The organism is Capnocytophaga sp. ARDL2, from assembly GCF_041530365.1.
Taxonomy (GTDB): Bacteria; Bacteroidota; Bacteroidia; order Flavobacteriales; family Flavobacteriaceae; genus Flavobacterium.
This window is the reverse complement of sequence record NZ_CP168034.1, coordinates 1,832,219-1,848,580: the sequence shown is the minus strand read 5'-3', so window position 1 is coordinate 1,848,580 and position 16,362 is coordinate 1,832,219. Positions and strand designations below refer to the sequence as shown.

The following is a 16,362-nucleotide window of genomic DNA, read 5'->3' as shown; positions in this document are numbered from 1 at the left end:
TCAAAATGAACGAAATTATAGAATTATTTAGCAATCTTCATCTTACGCAATCTTGGCTTTTGGTTGCCATTATTGTATTAGCATTAGGATTTGACTACATCAATGGGTTTCACGACGCGGCAAACTCTATTGCAACCATAGTTACCACACGTGTGCTAACGCCATTTCAAGCAGTTTTCTGGGCGGCAGTGTTTAACTTTGCTGCATATTTCATTTCACTTTATGTAATTGGTGAATTTAAAATTGGAAATACCATTGCCAAATCTATCGATGTACAATTCATTACTTTAGAGGTAATTTTAGCAGGTTTAGTCGCAGCAATTCTTTGGAATTTAGCTACTTGGAAATTAGGAATTCCTTCTTCATCTTCTCATACATTGATTGGAGGTTTTATTGGTGCAGCCTTGGCATTTGCTGGTGGCTTTACAGGAGATGACGGAACTTCGGTAATTGTTTACGAAAAAGTTGTACCTATCTTTTTATTTATCTTCGGAGCTCCATTTTTAGGATTAATTCTTGCTTATTTTATCACAGTTGCCATACTATGGATTTGCCGTAAAGTAAATCCACATAAGGCAGAACAATGGTTCAAACGATTACAATTGGTTTCTTCTGCTTTATTTTCTCTTGGCCACGGAGGAAACGATGCACAGAAAGTAATGGGTATCATTGGTGCAGCAGTGATTTATTATCACATCAATGTAGTTCCAGACCCTGAATATTTCAAACCGGGTGTAAATACTTTCAAGGTATTTGTAAGTCATTGGTCTTGGGTACCATTAGCCTCCTTCTTATTCATCGGTTTAGGAACTATGAGTGGGGGTTGGAAAATCGTAAAAACGATGGGGTCTAAAATTACTAAAGTTACTCCTTTAGAAGGAGTTGCAGCGGAAACAGCAGGTGCCTTTTCATTGTATGTAACCGAGCATTTGGGAGTGCCTGTTTCTACAACTCATACAATTACCGGAGCTATTATAGGGGTAGGAGTAACCAAGAGAATTTCAGCTGTACGCTGGGGAGTTACCATTAGCCTACTTTGGGCTTGGATATTGACCATTCCCGTAAGTGCATTGGTAGCTGTGTTGGTTTATTACGCAATCAAAATGTTTATCTAATGATACATTATATTATGCTAACTTGGAATAGAAAAGCCTTTACAAAAGACTGTTTTGATGATTTTTTTAGAAAACATGCTTGTAAAGATTTTCGCTTTTTCATCATCGACAATGGTTCAACAGATGGTACTGTAGAGTTGTTGAAAGAAATTGCGTCCAAAGATGAGCGTTTTTTTGTTTCTTATAATCAAGAAAACAAAGGATTGCAAGAATATAAAAAATTGTTGAAAATTGCGAGAAATTTTGCACCATCAGATTACATAGTCATAGTAGATGATGATGTTATAGAATTTCCTACGCAATTTGACAAAAAAATGGTGGATGCTATGAATGCTGTACCTGAGTTGGGATTTTTGGCTTTAGATGTGATACAAGATGAAAAAACAAATGGGGCAAAACCTACTGAGGAACATTATACTTTAGAAACCATTCATTCGATATCCTTGGCAAAAGGTCCAGTTGGAGGATGGTGTGTGATGATGCGTACATCCGATTTAAAAAAATTGAGATTTTGGTTATGGTTTAAACGTTTTTCTATGAAAAATGGTGAAGATGGTGCTTTGAGTAATTTAATTCGAAAAAAATTAAATAAATTTTCAGCCATTTTACACAGTGAAAAATGCTTGCATGCAACGGGTCCTTACTATTCTAAAAAATATGGATTCCTTGAAAGAGATATTGAAAAATATAAAAAATCAAATCTTACAGAGTTTGTTGAAGTTTATAGTTCCTATAGAGATAAAAATGACTAACCCATGAACAATTACGTGGAAGATGGCATCAATTTGCTAAAACAAATGATAGCAACACCTTCTTTTAGTAGAGAAGAAGACGAGGTAGCTACTATTATAGAGAAGTTTTTGAAATCAAAAGGAGTAGAAACTCATCGATTGAAAAACAATGTTTACGCATACAATAAATATTATGATGCGTCAAAACCTACGATTCTACTAAATTCGCATCACGATACCGTACGACCAAATGCCAATTATACAAAAGACCCATTTCATGCCGAAGATATTGACGGAAAAATATATGGATTAGGAAGTACCGATGCAGGTGGATGCTTGGTGTCATTGATTGCTACCTTTTTACATTTTTACGAGCAGAAAAATTTGAAATACAATTTGCTTATCGCAACAACAGCAGAAGAAGAAGTTGCGGGTGCCAATGGTATAGAATTGTTGATGAAACATGTTGAAAATGTTGATTTTGCCATTGTGGGTGAACCCACACAAATGCAATTAGCCATTGGAGAAAAAGGAGTAATGGTATTGGAGTGTACCTCTAACGGAATACCGGGTCATGCTGCACGAGATGAAGGAGAAAATGCGATTTACAATGCACTTGAAGATATTCTTTGGTTTAAAAATTACAAATTTCCAAAAAAATCAGAATTATTTGGTGATGTAAAAATGTCTGTTACTCTTATTAATTCGGGTACACAACACAATGTGATTCCATCCGTTTGTGAATTTGTAGTAGATGTGCGTGTAACTGATGCTTATACACACGAAGAAATACTGGATATAGTTCGTAAACATGTACAGTGCGAAGTGAAACCTCGTTCTACACGATTGAGACCATCAAAAATTGACGTTTCACATCCAGTAGTACAAGCGGGTATCAAAATAGGAAGAGAAACTTTTGGTTCGCCAACAACAAGTGACCAAACTTTATTGAACATTCCTTCTGTAAAAATAGGACCTGGAAAATCTGCACGTTCTCATTCTGCTAATGAATACATTTACCGAAGTGAAATAGAGGAGGGAATTGATATTTATTGTAAAATTTTAAACGAACTTGTATAAAAAAAATCCTTAATCAATAGTAGTGATTAAGGATTTTTTATATTCTTAGAATTTATATCTAACACTCAAAGCGATATCACGTCCAAAGCTGTTGTAATGATCGCTTTTCATCAAATTAAATTCTGGTTTGAAATCCAATGAAACTTGCAAAGGAATATTGAAGTGGTACTCAATACCAATTTGTCCTGCAGCTGCAACAGAAGCCCCCGAATCAGAAAGTTTTCCTGTCAATGGGTGGTTATAGCTATATGACCATGTACCTACTGCACCTCCAACACCCGCATACCATACGAAGTTGTTTTCGATTGGCCAATACCATTGATAAATACCTGTTACTTTCAAAAAGTTGATATTGTTACCACCTCTCCAACCTAAGTTGGCCTCTAAACGGTTGTTGCTTGTTAATGATCTTTGATAAGAAACTTCAGCTCCTAAACCATCGCTATCTCCGAAACGTAATCCGATAGCATTTTGAGAAACCTGTGCATTTACTGATAAAGAAGTTGCTACAACTAATCCAGCAGTTAATAATATTTTTTTCATAATTAAATAAAATTAAGATGTTTATGTTAATTTAAAAAAATTATGTAAAAAAAACAAATTATTTTTTGTTTTTTAACAATATTAAAATGATTTATAAATAAAACTTATTGATTTTTACACAAAAAACACTCGATAAAATTTCGAGTGTTTTGATAATGTTTAGTTGAAATATTTCATTAAGATTGGCATCAAATATTCCTCACCCCATTTTTCTCCAATTTTTGCACTTTTTTTAGTAAGCTCTTCTTGCTTTGATGCAATTGTCTTTCCAATTGGAGAGTTGTAAAATTTCAACAATGCAGTGATTTCTTCTTGTGTGTAAGTTTTCATCATTACTTCTGCCAATTGTTCTTTGAAAGCTGGCAAAGTAGCTGCAAGTTCTTTTTTGAAATCTTCTTGTTTTGAAACTGGAACTTGAGAAAAGATCTGCTCTAATTGAACCATCATTGCTTTTTCTGAACCAGCAACCTCAATATACTCCAACACATCTTTCTTAAAATCTCTTGATTGTGCCATCCCCATTGCCGACACAGCTACGAATGCGATAGATAAAACGATATTTTTCATTTTTATATAGTTTTTAAATTATTAAAAATCAAATTTGATTCCTTGTGCCAATGGCAATTCGGTTCCATAGTTGATCGTATTGGTCTGACGACGCATATAGATTTTCCAAGCATCTGATCCAGACTCTCTACCACCTCCTGTTTCTTTTTCACCTCCAAAAGCTCCTCCAATTTCTGCTCCTGATGTTCCAATGTTTACATTGGCAATACCACAGTCAGATCCTGCATGAGACAAGAACAATTCTGCTTCTCTCATATTGGTTGTGAAAATAGATGACGACAATCCTTGTGGTACATCATTTTGCATATCAATGGCTTCTTCGATGTTGTTGTATTTCATCACATACAAAATCGGAGCAAAGGTTTCTTCTTGTACGATTTCAAAGTGATTTTTCGCTTCGATGATACAAGGTTTTACATAGCATCCGCTTTCGTATCCTTCTCCTTCCAATACACCACCTTCTACGATAACATTTCCACCTTCTGCTTTTGCTTTTGCAATTGCGTTCAAGTAGTCTTCTGTAGCTTTTTTATCAATTAGTGGTCCTACATGGTTTGAAGCGTCTAATGGATTTCCGATTTTCAACTGTGCATAGGCTTTTTTCAATGTTTCAATCGTTTTGTCATATACAGATTCATGAACAATCAATCGACGCGTAGTCGTACATCTTTGTCCTGCTGTACCTACTGCTCCAAACACTGCTCCAACCAATACCATGTTCAAATCTGCGTGTTCTGAAACGATGATTGCGTTGTTTCCTCCTAATTCCAAAATAGTGCGTCCAAATCTCTCTGCTACTACTTTTGATACATGACGACCGATTCTTGTAGAACCTGTAAACGATACCAAAGGAATGCGTTTGTCGGTGTTGATCAAATCTCCTGTCAAGTTTCCTGTTACTAAACAGCTAACTCCTTCTGGTACATTGTTTTCTGCAAATACTTTTGAAATGATATTTTGACAAGCTACTGCACACAAAGGTGTTTTTGAGCTTGGTTTCCATACACAAACATCACCACAAACCCAAGCCAATGCTGCGTTCCAAGACCATACAGCTACTGGGAAGTTAAACGCTGAAATGATACCAACTACTCCAAGTGGGTGGTATTGGTCGTACATTCTGTGTTTTGGTCTTTCTGAGTGCATTGTAAATCCGTACAACTGACGAGAAAGTCCTACTGCATAATCACAGATGTCAATCATTTCTTGTACTTCTCCTAAACCTTCTTGAAAGCTTTTTCCCATTTCGTAAGAAACCAATTTTCCAAGAGCTTCTTTGTTTTCTCTCAAAGCTTCTCCAACTTGTCTTACGATTTCACCTCTTTTTGGTGCTGGAACCAATCTCCAAGATTTGAATGCTTCTGTAGCTTTTGCCATTACAGCTTCGTAATCTTCTTGAGAAGAAGTTTTTACCGAACCAATCAATTTTCCATCGGCTGGTGAGTAAGATTCTATTGTTTTTCCGTTTGAAAACCATTGAGTTCCTGTTGAAGTTCCCAATTTTTCTCCTTCTAATCCTAAGGCTTTTAATGCTTCTTCAATTCCGAAGTTTTGAGTTTGTGTACTCATAGTTCTATTTATTTTAATGAATTATTTTTTTATCGTTTACGAAGATAGGGATTTTTTTTTAGTTTGAAAACTTTTTTGATGAATCAATGGATATAAATGTAAAAAAACAGCATTTATTTTATTTCCCCGACTTCGTTCTGTTATCCATTTTACAAAGCATTTGACAATTTTCGGCATTGGTTATTCCGCCCTCGTGCCACGGTTTGATGTGATCGGCTTCCATTTCAGATAGTTCAAAATGTTCACCACAAATAGCACAAATTCCGTTTTGGCGTTCGTAGGCTTCGCGTTTCTGATTGTCGGTAAAGGCTCTAATATTCAAGAATTTTTCTTTTCGGCCTAAGACATATTCATAAATTCCTTTTTTGGCGGTAACATCGTCGTCTTGCATCAGTTTTGCAATTTCTTTTTCCAAAGCATTGCTATCTTGCGGAATATCTTTAAAATCATTGTACAAAAATCCCCATTCGATGCCTTTCATCTCTTTGCGGTATTTTGGAAAAGTTACTTTTACCCAATTAATTACAGACTGATAATACAGCCACAATTCATTGGCGTTTGGGTCGTGCTGATGATTGCTCATATATACCTCAATATTGCCCTTTGAAATCCATTTGATGGTGGTTTCTAAGTAGTCTTGACGGATATAGAAATGGTGCGTTGTTGCCCATCGATAACCTCAAAATTGCCGTCATCACGCACTGCCCAGTACATTACATTGAGCGGAAAATCTTGTGTAAGTGTATGAATTACAGCATCTCTCTGTTTTTCTTTATATACAAACTCGCGTTGGTATGGCGGACGAATATCTAACTTTCCTCCATAACCTCTTACGCCTTGCTCTTCATTGTCTTGATAGCCTTCTACCAATTCTTTTACGGTAATTTCTTTAAGTTGGATTTTCATTATTTTGGTTTTTATTAGGTGAAACGAATGTTATATTTTTTTGTTTTTGATGAATACTCGTGCATATGTATTTTTATTATCTATTAGTGGCCTGGCATCTTTTATTCCTAAAAAATCTAACCCTACAATTTCTTTATTGTAACCCGCTGAAGCAGAAAGTCCTTTAATTTCAAACTGATCTGGATTGTATTTACTCAAAAAAGTTATTGGTACCCCCCATATATCCATTGTAATCCATCGGAATATGGTCTACTTTACTGACCTCTACGGCATCGTAATTATCGTATTTAGGGTAATCATTTTCGTGATACGATTTGTACAAAATCAATTCTTCGTGGCGTTTGCTGTGGTCAAGATTGGTAAACCAGCAAATATTTCCCATACTTCGCCATTTTTGTCCTGTTTCATCTTGCCAATATCTCGTCGCTTTTGGTTCGTAATAATCAGGAACTTTAAACTCCATATCTCCATTTTTATATCCTAACCAAATCTTATTTTCTTTGATTAAGGAAAAAATTTCTTTGTAAGTAATTGCATTTTGATTTCCAATAATCAAAAATTTTTTGTCATATTCGACTAATTGAGCCACATATTCTCTGAACAAAGAAAACGGTGGATTGGTAACCACTATATCGGCTTGTTTAAGGAGTTCTATACATTCTTCGCTGCGGAAATCGCCATCGCCTTTTAGTGGAAAAACTTCTATTTTTTCGTCATCAGGTTTGAAATTTTGGTTTTTATCGCCTTCGTAAATCAGATATACGGCTTTTTCGGAAGAATTATCGCTAAAAAGGTCTATTTGCTGGTTTTTATAGCAGGTTGCAATCAACTTTTTTAAACCTAAAAGTTCAAAATTATGCGAAAAATAATGAAAAAAGTTGCTTACACGTGGGGCATCGCAGTTGCAATATACCACTTTACCTTTAAAATGGTCTTTGTAGTGTTTGAGTTTGTTTTCGATGTCAGAAAGTTGGTTGTAAAATTCATCGTTTTTTCCTTTTTTAGCTTTGTGTAGGTTGCTGTTTGCCGTAGATTTTGCCATAAATAGTAAAAGTTATAAGGCTTTAACTCTTACGGACAAAGCACAAAAAAAGCGTGAAACTGTTCTTGATGTGCTTATTTTATTCCGTTAGCCGACCAAAGCATAGTAGATAAATAAGCACGAACAGTTCACGCCCTATACAGACGCGAACTCTCGTGGTCTTATTCCCATCTACTTTATAAAATTTGGTCGTTTACGGAGTAGAGAATAAGAGCTAAAAGCTCGGTTATAAATTATATGTTCGTTATTGTATTTCTATTCTTATATATTTTGTTTTTTTATTATTTGTTGAGAAATTACTTAATTGTTTTATTTTATTTTATTTGTTAAGGTTGCATTACTGTCCCACACTTTTTACAAGTGCGTTTTTCCTCCGAATTGTAAAAATTTTCAAAATGTGATAAAAAGTCTTTTTCTATATCGTTTAATGAAAAATATACCTCATGTAATTTGTGATTGCAATTTTCGCAAAACCAAAGCAACCCGTCTTTTGCATCGGGTAGGTCGTTTCGCTTTCTTTCGATGACCAATCCCACCGAATTTTCTGTACGCATCGGCGAATGCGGAACTTTTGCTGGCAATAAAAACATATCACCAGCGTTGAGTTCTACGATTTCTTTTCCGCTTTCTGTTTGGATAGCTACTTTGATACTACCTTCCAATTGATAAAACAATTCTTCGGTTTCGTTGTAGTGAAAATCTTTTCGAGCATTAGGTCCACCGACTATCATCACGATATAATCCTCACTTTCTACATACAAATTTTTGTTTGCAACAGGTGGTTTTAGCAAATGTTTGTTTTCGCTAATCCATTGATTGAGGTTAAAAGGCTTTTTCATAACTTATCTTCTACTAATCCACGATTGTGGGTTTAATATGTTTGTATTGTGTGATACCAAAAATCTCAAACCTGGGTTTTTATCTAAATTAGTTCCTACAGTACCGATACGTTGTTTGTGAGATACTTTTTGACCTGCTGACACAGAAACACTTGACAAGTTTGAATATACCGTAATATAATCTCCGTGTCTGATCGCAACGGCTCTTTGTCCTCCATATACCTGTACTGACATCACTTCTCCTTCAAAAACGGCACGTACACTTGCACCTTTTTCGGTTGTGATATCGATACCACTGTTTGTAATTTCAAGATTGTCGTGTTCTGGGTGTCTGTTTTTACCGTATCCCATCGAAATATATCCTTTTTCTACTGGCCATGGAAGACGTCCTTGGTTTGCTTTAAAGTTGTTGGCTACCAATGTTTCTTCTGGTGTCAAATCCAACTTTCCTGGAGCAGATTTTTTCGGAGCTTCTACAGTTTTTCCTTTCGCTTTTGCCTCTCTGGTTGCTTTTTCACGAGCACGGCGGTTGGCTTCTTCAATCGATTTTTGAATCAAACGTTTGATTTGTGCATCGATATTGCGACTTTCTTGTTGTTTTTTCTTGATATCTTGACTGTATTTTCTGCTATCTTTTTGAACAGAAGCCATCAATTGCTTTTGTTTTCTACGGTCTTCTTCCAAATCACCTTTGAGAATTTCTTGTTCCTTGATTATGGCTTGTTGTTTAACAATTTGCTTTGAAATATTGTCATTCAATCGATTCAATTCGTTTGTTTTCGCTTGAATTTCATCTACTTGATGTTTTCTATGCTGTGCATATTGTTTTAGATATTGTATTCGTTTGTATGCTTGCAAAAAATTGTCTGATGAAAGGATAAACAACACTTTTGATTCATCAGATTTGTATTTATAAGAATTTAAAACCGTTTTAGCATAATCTGCCTTTAAGATTTCTAATTCTTTTTTCAACTTATTGATAGCTAAGGTGTTTACATAAATATCGTTGTCTAAATTTTTCTTTTGCTTTTGCGAATTGGCAATCAAATTTTCTTGCAATTTGATTTTTTTACTTTGATTGGCAATTTCAGCCGAAATATCGCGTTCTTTTTTCTTATTAGAATTTAAAAGTGCCTGAACTTCTTTAATTTCTTTTTGAATGGCAGCTTTTTTCTGTTCCAATTTTCTTTGTTCCGCTTGATAATCGGTTTGAGCAAATGAAAAATTACTGATTAATATAAACGATAATATATAAAAAATACGCATAAATTGTTGTTTTTTTTTAACTGTTTTTCGCACTGAATGTCTTTTTTTACTAGGTTTCACGCTGATGAAAACAGATTTCTTTGATTTTCTTTGTATTGATTTGATTGTGTTATCTGCTAAAATAAAGTAAGCGTAACGAGAATACAATTAAAAATCTGCGTGAAACCTAATGAAATTCTGTTTACAAAAAAATTACTAATTATAATTTTACTGGTTTGGACCTTGAAGGGATTTCGTATTTAAAATTTAGTTTCCCATCAAATTCGATTTTATCGTAATTCAATAAAATGGTTTGTTTCTTTTTGGTATCAATCGACCAATTTTTAGGTAAAACGGTTTGATTGATGTTTTGAAACGAATAATATTTTAACAAGGCACTATTCCCTTTGTTGTCATCAATTTCTTGTGAAATCAACTCTCCATTGTTTTTCAAATTTATGGATAGGGTATAGGCTTTGGCAAAATGTTTCATTTCCAATTGATTGTTTTTCTGGAATGTTTCCCAAAAAAACGACGAAACATCAAAAAAAGTTTCACCTAAGAAAATATTTTCCACCTGTTGATAATCTACTTTCACACCAAACATTTGTTGCAATAGTTCAAAATTGCCATCGTAATGAGTATTAGTTGCAATTTCATAATAGCTGATTCGCTCGGGACTAATGTAAATTTTTCCAACATTTATGAGAAAATAACGCATGTTGATGAGGATTTGCTTTCCTTTTTCTATGCGAATATCTGCTTTAATGTTATAATCCTGTATGGTATCGGCATAATCTACCGTTGCTTGTATTTGAGCAGTGTTGAACGAGCGATTGATGGCTATATGTTTGTTATATACAGCTTCCCAATCGTGTTTTATGTCAACATCTGAATTACTCGGTAGTTCTGGTTGGTTTGCAATTTCTATAGTTTCATTGGTTTCTACGGGTTGTATTTTTTGTGTTTTACATCCTACCAACGATGTCAATAGTAAGATAGAAAATAAGGTCTTTTTCATAGTTTTTACGATTTTTTACATTGAAATCATCTGGATTTTTAAATTTTAGTTTTTTTTTCACGCATTCCCCTCTAAAAAGAGGGGTGGTCACAGACCGGGGTGTGTAAAAAGATAGATTTTTATGACTTTTACTATTGATTTGATTTTCGCTGATGTTTTTATGATAAATCAAAAAAACTAAATCTTCGCTAATCTGCTTTAAACTGTAGGTTTAATCATATCTTAAGCATAGTTTTATAAAATCATTTTAATAAAAACTGTGTAAATCTGTGAAATCAGAGTGAGAAAAAAAATTAAGATGACCTCACCAACTCAGAGTAATCTCCGATGCTGATATTTGTAAATTTCCCATCAAATTTTGTGTGATTTCCTATCATTGCGTTGTCCAAATCACAATTTGAAATCACGGCGTTGGTTTGCACCAAGCTGTTTTTGATGGTCGCATTTTCCACTTTTGTATTTTCTCCCAAAGATACATTGGCCCAATAGTAGCGTTTTTCAATACTACATTTTCTCCTATAAAACACGGTGGAATAATCGTACTATTTTCTAAAACCGCTGTTGATGAAACCAAATTTTCTCCATCGTTTGCCAAAAAGTTCAACATGCGATTGTTGGTATCCACCGTAACATTTTTATTACCACAATCCATCCATTCATCTACTTGACCTGGTACAAATCGCTGCCCTTTTTGTTTCATATTTTCCAGGGCATCGGTCAATTGGTATTCGCCACCTTTTTCGATGTTGTTGTCTAATAAATACTGCAATTCAGCTCTCAAATTTTCAGCTGATTTAAAGAAGTAAATACCAATAATTGCCAAATCTGATACAAATTCGGTTGGTTTTTCTACAAAATCTACAATTTCGTTTTTATCATTCAATTGAATTACACCAAAAGCACTTGGGTCTTCAACGGCTTTAACCCAAATAACAGAATCTGCTGTTTCATCTAAGTTAAAATCTGCACGGAACAAAGTATCTGCATACGCCACCACGATAGGACCTTGCATACTTTCTTTGGCACACAAAATGGCGTGAGCTGTTCCCAAAGCCTCGTTTTGGTAATAAATAGTTCCTTGCGAACCCAATTTTTTAGCAATTGCTTTTAATTCTTCTTCTACTTTTTTCCCAAAACTTTCGTGAATAATGAAAGCAATTTCGTCAATCGGTTGATTGATTACTTTGGCAATATCTTCTACCAAACGGTGTACGATGGGTTTTCCTGCAATAGGAATCAACGGTTTTGGTGTAGTCAATGTATGTGGACGCAGGCGTGAACCACGACCTGCCATAGGTACGATTATTTTCATTTTTTTATGCTTTAAGCAGGAAGCACTATGCAATAAGCAACAGCATTCCTATATGTTTTAAAATTATTAAATAAAGATAAATTCAACTTAGTATCTCTAAATCTCTGTACTATTTAATATAGACTCTAAATTTCTTTCCGCCTAATGTGGGAATCAAATTTCTAAATCTCTAATTGTTATTTACTTCACACCAGTACTTCCAAATCCTCCGGTTCCTCTTTCGGTTTCGCTGAGTGTTTCTACTTCAACCCATTCGGCTCTTTCGTGTTTTGCGATGACCATTTGAGCGATGCGTTCGCCATTTTCTACAGTAAAGGGTTCATTGGAAAGATTGGCTAAAATCACTCCGATTTCCCCACGATAATCTGCATCAATCGTTCCTGGTGTATTGAGGCAAGTGATACCTTTTTTCAATGCTAAGCCACTTCTCGGACGCACTTGTGCTTCGTAACCAATAGGCAATTCCATAAACAATCCTGTAGGAATCAATGCTCGTTGCATAGGTTCTAAAACAATAGGAGAGGAGATATTTGCACGTAAATCCATTCCAGCCGATGCTAAAGTTTCATACGACGGCAATGCGTGCGAAGATTTATTGATTATTTTAATTTTCATTATTATAGTTTTTGCCAAAATGCAAATATAACTTTTTTAGTACTATTTATATAGTAATCAATCGCTTTTCTTTCAAAAATTTTACCATAAAAAAATCAACCTTACAGAAATTTTCCATAAGGTTGACATACAAATTATTAAATTTTTAATCATTCAATTTCAAAACAGCCATAAACGCCGATTGTGGAATTTCTACATTTCCTACTTGTCTCATACGTTTTTTACCTGCTTTTTGTTTTTCTAATAATTTTCTTTTACGAGAAATATCTCCTCCGTAACATTTTGCAGTTACATCTTTTCTCAAGGCTTTGATGGTTTCTCTCGAAATGATTTTCGCTCCAATTGCTGCCTGAATTGGAATGTCAAACTGTTGGCGTGGAATCAATTCTTTCAATTTTTCACACATTTTCTTACCAATTGTGTAGGCATTGTCTTCGTGAATCAAAGCTGATAACGCATCTACATTTTGTCCGTTGAGCAATACATCTAATCGAACCAATTTTGATGTACGCATACCAATCGGGTGGTAATCAAACGATGCGTAACCTTTTGAAACTGTTTTCAATCTATCGTAAAAATCAAATACAATTTCTGCCAATGGCATATCAAAATTTAATTCTACTCGGTCTTCTGTTAAATATGTTTGGTTGGTAATTTGTCCGCGTTTTTCGATACACAAACTCATCACTTGACCTACGAAATCGGCTTTGGTGATAACAGTAGCCTTAATGAATGGTTCCTCCACTCGGTCGATTTTCGAAGGTTCTGGCAAATCTGACGGATTGTTTACGATAATCGGAATATCTGGGGCTTTTTTGGTGTATGCCAGATACGATACATTGGGAACGGTGGTAATTACCGTCATGTTAAACTCTCTTTCCAAACGCTCTTGGATGATTTCCATATGCAACATTCCTAAGAAACCACAACGAAATCCGAATCCCAAAGCAGCTGAACTTTCTGCTTGGAATACCAACGAAGCATCGTTAAGCTGTAATTTTTCCATCGAGGCCCTCAAATCTTCATAATCCTCTGTATCAACCGGATAAATACCCGCAAATACCATTGGTTTTACATCCTCGAAACCTGAAATCATATTTTGAGTAGGGTTTACCGCATCGGTAATTGTATCTCCAACTTTTACTTCTTTGGCTTCTTTGATACCTGAAATCAAATAGCCTACATCTCCGGCAGAGATTTTTTGTTTAGGCACTTGGTTCAATTTCAAAGTTCCCACTTCATCGGCAAAATATTCTTTGCCTGTAGCCATGAATTTGATTTTTTGGTTTTTTTTGATTTCACCGTTCAATACACGGAAAATTACCTCAATTCCTCTAAAAGGATTGTAAACCGAGTCAAAAATCAATGCTTGAAGTGGTTCGTCTGCATTACCTTTTGGAGCAGGAATGCGTTCGATGATGGCTTCCAAGATTTTATCAACCCCAAAACCTGTTTTTCCAGAAGCGTGGATAATGTCTTCGTGTTTGCATCCCAAAAGATTTACGATGTCATCACTTACTTCTTCAGGATTGGCAGAGGGCAAATCTACTTTGTTCAATACTGGTATGATTTCCAAGTCGTTTTCCAATGCCAAATACAAGTTGGAAATCGTCTGTGCCTGAATGCTTTGAGCGGCATCAACAATCAACAATGCACCTTCACAAGCGGCAATCGAACGAGAAACTTCGTACGAAAAATCCACATGTCCTGGAGTGTCGATAAGGTTGAGAATATATTGTTCGCCTTTGTAGTTAAACTCCATTTGGATAGCGTGAGATTTTATGGTAATTCCTCTTTCGCGTTCCAAATCCATGTTGTCCAACAACTGAGCTTGAGCTTCACGAGCTGTTACAGTTTGTGTAGCATCGAGCAATCTATCAGCCAAGGTAGATTTACCGTGGTCGATGTGTGCGATGATACAAAAATTTCTAATGTTTTTCATTGAATTAATATTGTTTCAAAATATCCTGTTGTAAACTTTGTCCTTGGTCGTCGTTGTACCATTTTTGCAATGCCTCTTTCACTTCGGCAGTAACTCCACCAAACTTTTCTTTTTGTTCCAAGAAAAAAGCAGTGCCTTTTTCTGGTCGAGGTCCCCAAGTAAACAATTCGTTTTCTTTAGAGGCATCAATTGCGATTAATTTAGGGATTGAACGCCCACCGTTTGTCAAATATTGTTGCATCAAAGGGTCGTTGTCGTCTCTCAATACAATTCGCAATTCTATATTAGGCGAACTTTCAGCAATCAAATTAAGTACAGGTACTGATTGAGCCGCATCGCCACACCAACTTTCCGTAAGTACCAACCAAATTTGTTTTTCGGTGATATTTTGGATTTTTTCGGTCAATTCTGGCAACAATTCTACAGTTTTGGTAACGCGTTTCATACGCGAACGGTTCAATTTAGTAAAATTGCTCAAGATTTCATTTTGTTCGTGTCCTGTAGAAAGTCCATCTTTGATTTTTTCGTCCATCAAATCAAGAAATTCTTGATAAGACATCGATTGTTCGTAGGCTTGATTGAATATAGTTTTCATTTGTGATGTTTATTGTGAAATAATACGACAAATATAATCAATGTTTAGAAATAAAAAAATAAGAAAAGTAAGTTTGAAAATAAAAAAAATCAACCATTTATCAACAGTTGATTTATTATTAAAAAATGAAAATCTACTCGATAGATTTTATTTATAGTTGAATATATATTTGCTAATTATCAATAACTTAAGTATTTTTATTTTAAGTGATAATTTAATACAGTTTTTCGACCAATCTTCAAAGTAATGGTATCGTTTTCGAGTTTCCAATTGCGTGCTGGAGAATATTCTCTTGCGTAATAAATGATTTGCAAATGCAGTTTGTTCCACAATTCTTTTGGGAATAAACGCTTGGCATCTTTTTCGGTTTGTTCTACACTTTTTCCGTTGGAAAGATTCCATCGGTACATCAATCGGTGAATGTGTGTATCGACAGGAAAGGCTGGTATATCAAACGCCTGAGACATCACTACAGAGGCTGTTTTGTGTCCTACGGCTGGTAATTCTTCCAAAGCGGCGAAATCTGCCGGTACTTGACCGTTGTGTTTTTCTATCAAAATATGACTTAGTCCTAAAATTCCTTTAGATTTCATCGGGGTTAATCCGCATGGGCGGATGATGTCGGCGATTTCTTCCAAAGAGAGTTTTACCATATCGTAGGGATTGTCTGCTTTTTTAAACAACAAAGGCGTGATTTTATTTACGCGTTCGTCTGTACACTGAGCCGAAAGCAACACGGCAATCAACAAAGTATAAGGGTCTTTATGATCGAGTGGTATTGGCGGATTGGGATACAAACGCTCTAATGTATCGATTACAAACTGTACTTTTTCTTCTTTTTTCATTATTGATTAATTTTTAAACGCTTTACTTTTTTATTCTCTCGCAGATTACGCAGATTTTCACTAATTTATAAATCGCTACGCTCTAGAATTTTAAGCACATAGAAATCATAGAACACATAGTTTTCTTTATTATTTTTAACCACAGAGGAACAGAGACGTTTCGCTTTTTTGAGTTTACCCTGTTAAATATAAAATTATTCAACAGAGAATCATAGAATGTTTATTATAGAATTTTGAGCAAATTTACATTAAATATTTTGTGTTGTCCAAATTCTTCGTTTTAATTGCTTTTTACTATTTTAACAAAAGTAAATAAAAAACTTCGCCAAAGTTACTAACCTTTTAGTTAATACTTTGGCGAAGTTATGAAATTAATAAACTATGCCATTTATTCT

The 16,362-nt window shown here is 35.0% G+C and carries 17 protein-coding genes and 1 pseudogene; 3 read left to right on the top strand and 15 right to left on the bottom strand.

Annotated features, from left to right (window positions below):
- The first annotated feature begins 5 nt into the window (after positions 1–5).
- Genes AB4865_RS09345 through AB4865_RS09335 form a run of 3 tightly spaced genes read left to right on the top strand, consistent with a single transcriptional unit; the run spans position 6 to position 2,926 of the window.
- Entirely contained in the window at positions 6–1,115 is a 1,110-nt protein-coding gene (locus tag AB4865_RS09345; RefSeq protein ID WP_372472994.1) for an anion permease, read from the top strand.
- The gene (locus AB4865_RS09340; protein WP_372472993.1) at positions 1,115–1,867 is read left to right on the top strand and encodes a glycosyltransferase family 2 protein; all 753 of its coding nucleotides are present in this window, start codon (positions 1,115–1,117) and stop codon (positions 1,865–1,867) included. The genes AB4865_RS09345 and AB4865_RS09340 overlap by 1 nt, the downstream gene beginning before the upstream one ends.
- 3 nt (positions 1,868–1,870) lie before the next feature.
- A complete protein-coding gene (locus AB4865_RS09335; RefSeq protein ID WP_372472992.1) occupies positions 1,871–2,926 on the top strand; it encodes a M20 family metallo-hydrolase in 1,056 nt (351 codons plus the stop codon).
- A gap of 45 nt (positions 2,927–2,971) precedes the next feature.
- Here AB4865_RS09335 and AB4865_RS09330 read toward each other — a convergent pair whose 3' ends face one another.
- The 15 genes and pseudogenes from AB4865_RS09330 to nth form a co-directional block, all read right to left on the bottom strand.
- Positions 2,972–3,469: an outer membrane protein gene (locus tag AB4865_RS09330; protein ID WP_372472991.1), complete on the bottom strand. Its 498-nt coding sequence runs from the start codon at positions 3,467–3,469 to the stop codon at positions 2,972–2,974.
- 159 nt (positions 3,470–3,628) lie between these two features.
- Positions 3,629–4,036 (bottom strand): DUF2059 domain-containing protein, encoded by a 408-nt coding sequence (locus AB4865_RS09325; protein ID WP_372472990.1) that lies wholly within the window; start codon positions 4,034–4,036, stop codon positions 3,629–3,631.
- 21 nt (positions 4,037–4,057) lie between these two features.
- Complete coding sequence (locus AB4865_RS09320; protein WP_372472989.1) at positions 4,058–5,605, bottom strand: aldehyde dehydrogenase family protein; 1,548 nt, start codon at positions 5,603–5,605, stop codon at positions 4,058–4,060.
- 118 nt (positions 5,606–5,723) lie between these two features.
- Positions 5,724–6,188: an HNH endonuclease gene (locus AB4865_RS09315; protein ID WP_372472988.1), complete on the bottom strand. Its 465-nt coding sequence runs from the start codon at positions 6,186–6,188 to the stop codon at positions 5,724–5,726.
- A 44-nt stretch (positions 6,189–6,232) separates the two neighbouring features.
- Positions 6,233–6,511, bottom strand: a complete 279-nt coding sequence (locus AB4865_RS09310; RefSeq protein ID WP_372472987.1) for a DUF262 domain-containing protein — start codon at positions 6,509–6,511, stop codon at positions 6,233–6,235.
- A gap of 30 nt (positions 6,512–6,541) precedes the next feature.
- The gene (locus AB4865_RS09305; protein WP_372472986.1) at positions 6,542–6,709 is read right to left on the bottom strand and encodes a hypothetical protein; all 168 of its coding nucleotides are present in this window, start codon (positions 6,707–6,709) and stop codon (positions 6,542–6,544) included.
- A complete protein-coding gene (locus AB4865_RS09300) occupies positions 6,702–7,553 on the bottom strand; it encodes an adenine-specific methyltransferase EcoRI family protein (RefSeq protein ID WP_372472985.1) in 852 nt (283 codons plus the stop codon). Before AB4865_RS09300 ends, AB4865_RS09305 begins: the two co-directional genes overlap by 8 nt.
- 326 nt (positions 7,554–7,879) lie before the next feature.
- Complete coding sequence (locus AB4865_RS09295) at positions 7,880–8,392, bottom strand: 3-hydroxyanthranilate 3,4-dioxygenase (protein WP_372472984.1); 513 nt, start codon at positions 8,390–8,392, stop codon at positions 7,880–7,882.
- A gap of 3 nt (positions 8,393–8,395) precedes the next feature.
- Positions 8,396–9,658, bottom strand: coding sequence for a murein hydrolase activator EnvC (locus AB4865_RS09290; RefSeq protein WP_372472983.1), 1,263 nt, complete (start codon positions 9,656–9,658; stop codon positions 8,396–8,398).
- A gap of 199 nt (positions 9,659–9,857) precedes the next feature.
- The gene (locus AB4865_RS09285) at positions 9,858–10,658 is read right to left on the bottom strand and encodes a DUF4292 domain-containing protein (protein ID WP_372472982.1); all 801 of its coding nucleotides are present in this window, start codon (positions 10,656–10,658) and stop codon (positions 9,858–9,860) included.
- A gap of 293 nt (positions 10,659–10,951) precedes the next feature.
- A pseudogene (locus AB4865_RS09280) lies at positions 10,952–11,970 on the bottom strand (sugar phosphate nucleotidyltransferase).
- 180 nt (positions 11,971–12,150) lie between these two features.
- Entirely contained in the window at positions 12,151–12,585 is a 435-nt protein-coding gene (dut, locus tag AB4865_RS09275) for a dUTP diphosphatase (protein ID WP_372472981.1), read from the bottom strand.
- 145 nt (positions 12,586–12,730) lie between these two features.
- Positions 12,731–14,527 (bottom strand): translation elongation factor 4, encoded by a 1,797-nt coding sequence (gene lepA, locus AB4865_RS09270; RefSeq protein ID WP_372472980.1) that lies wholly within the window; start codon positions 14,525–14,527, stop codon positions 12,731–12,733.
- 4 nt (positions 14,528–14,531) lie between these two features.
- On the bottom strand, positions 14,532–15,122 hold the full coding sequence (locus AB4865_RS09265) for a thioredoxin family protein (RefSeq protein ID WP_372472979.1): 591 nt from the start codon (positions 15,120–15,122) through the stop codon (positions 14,532–14,534).
- A 197-nt stretch (positions 15,123–15,319) separates the two neighbouring features.
- A complete protein-coding gene (gene nth, locus AB4865_RS09260) occupies positions 15,320–15,967 on the bottom strand; it encodes an endonuclease III (protein WP_372472978.1) in 648 nt (215 codons plus the stop codon).
- Positions 15,968–16,362: the final 395 nt, after the last annotated feature.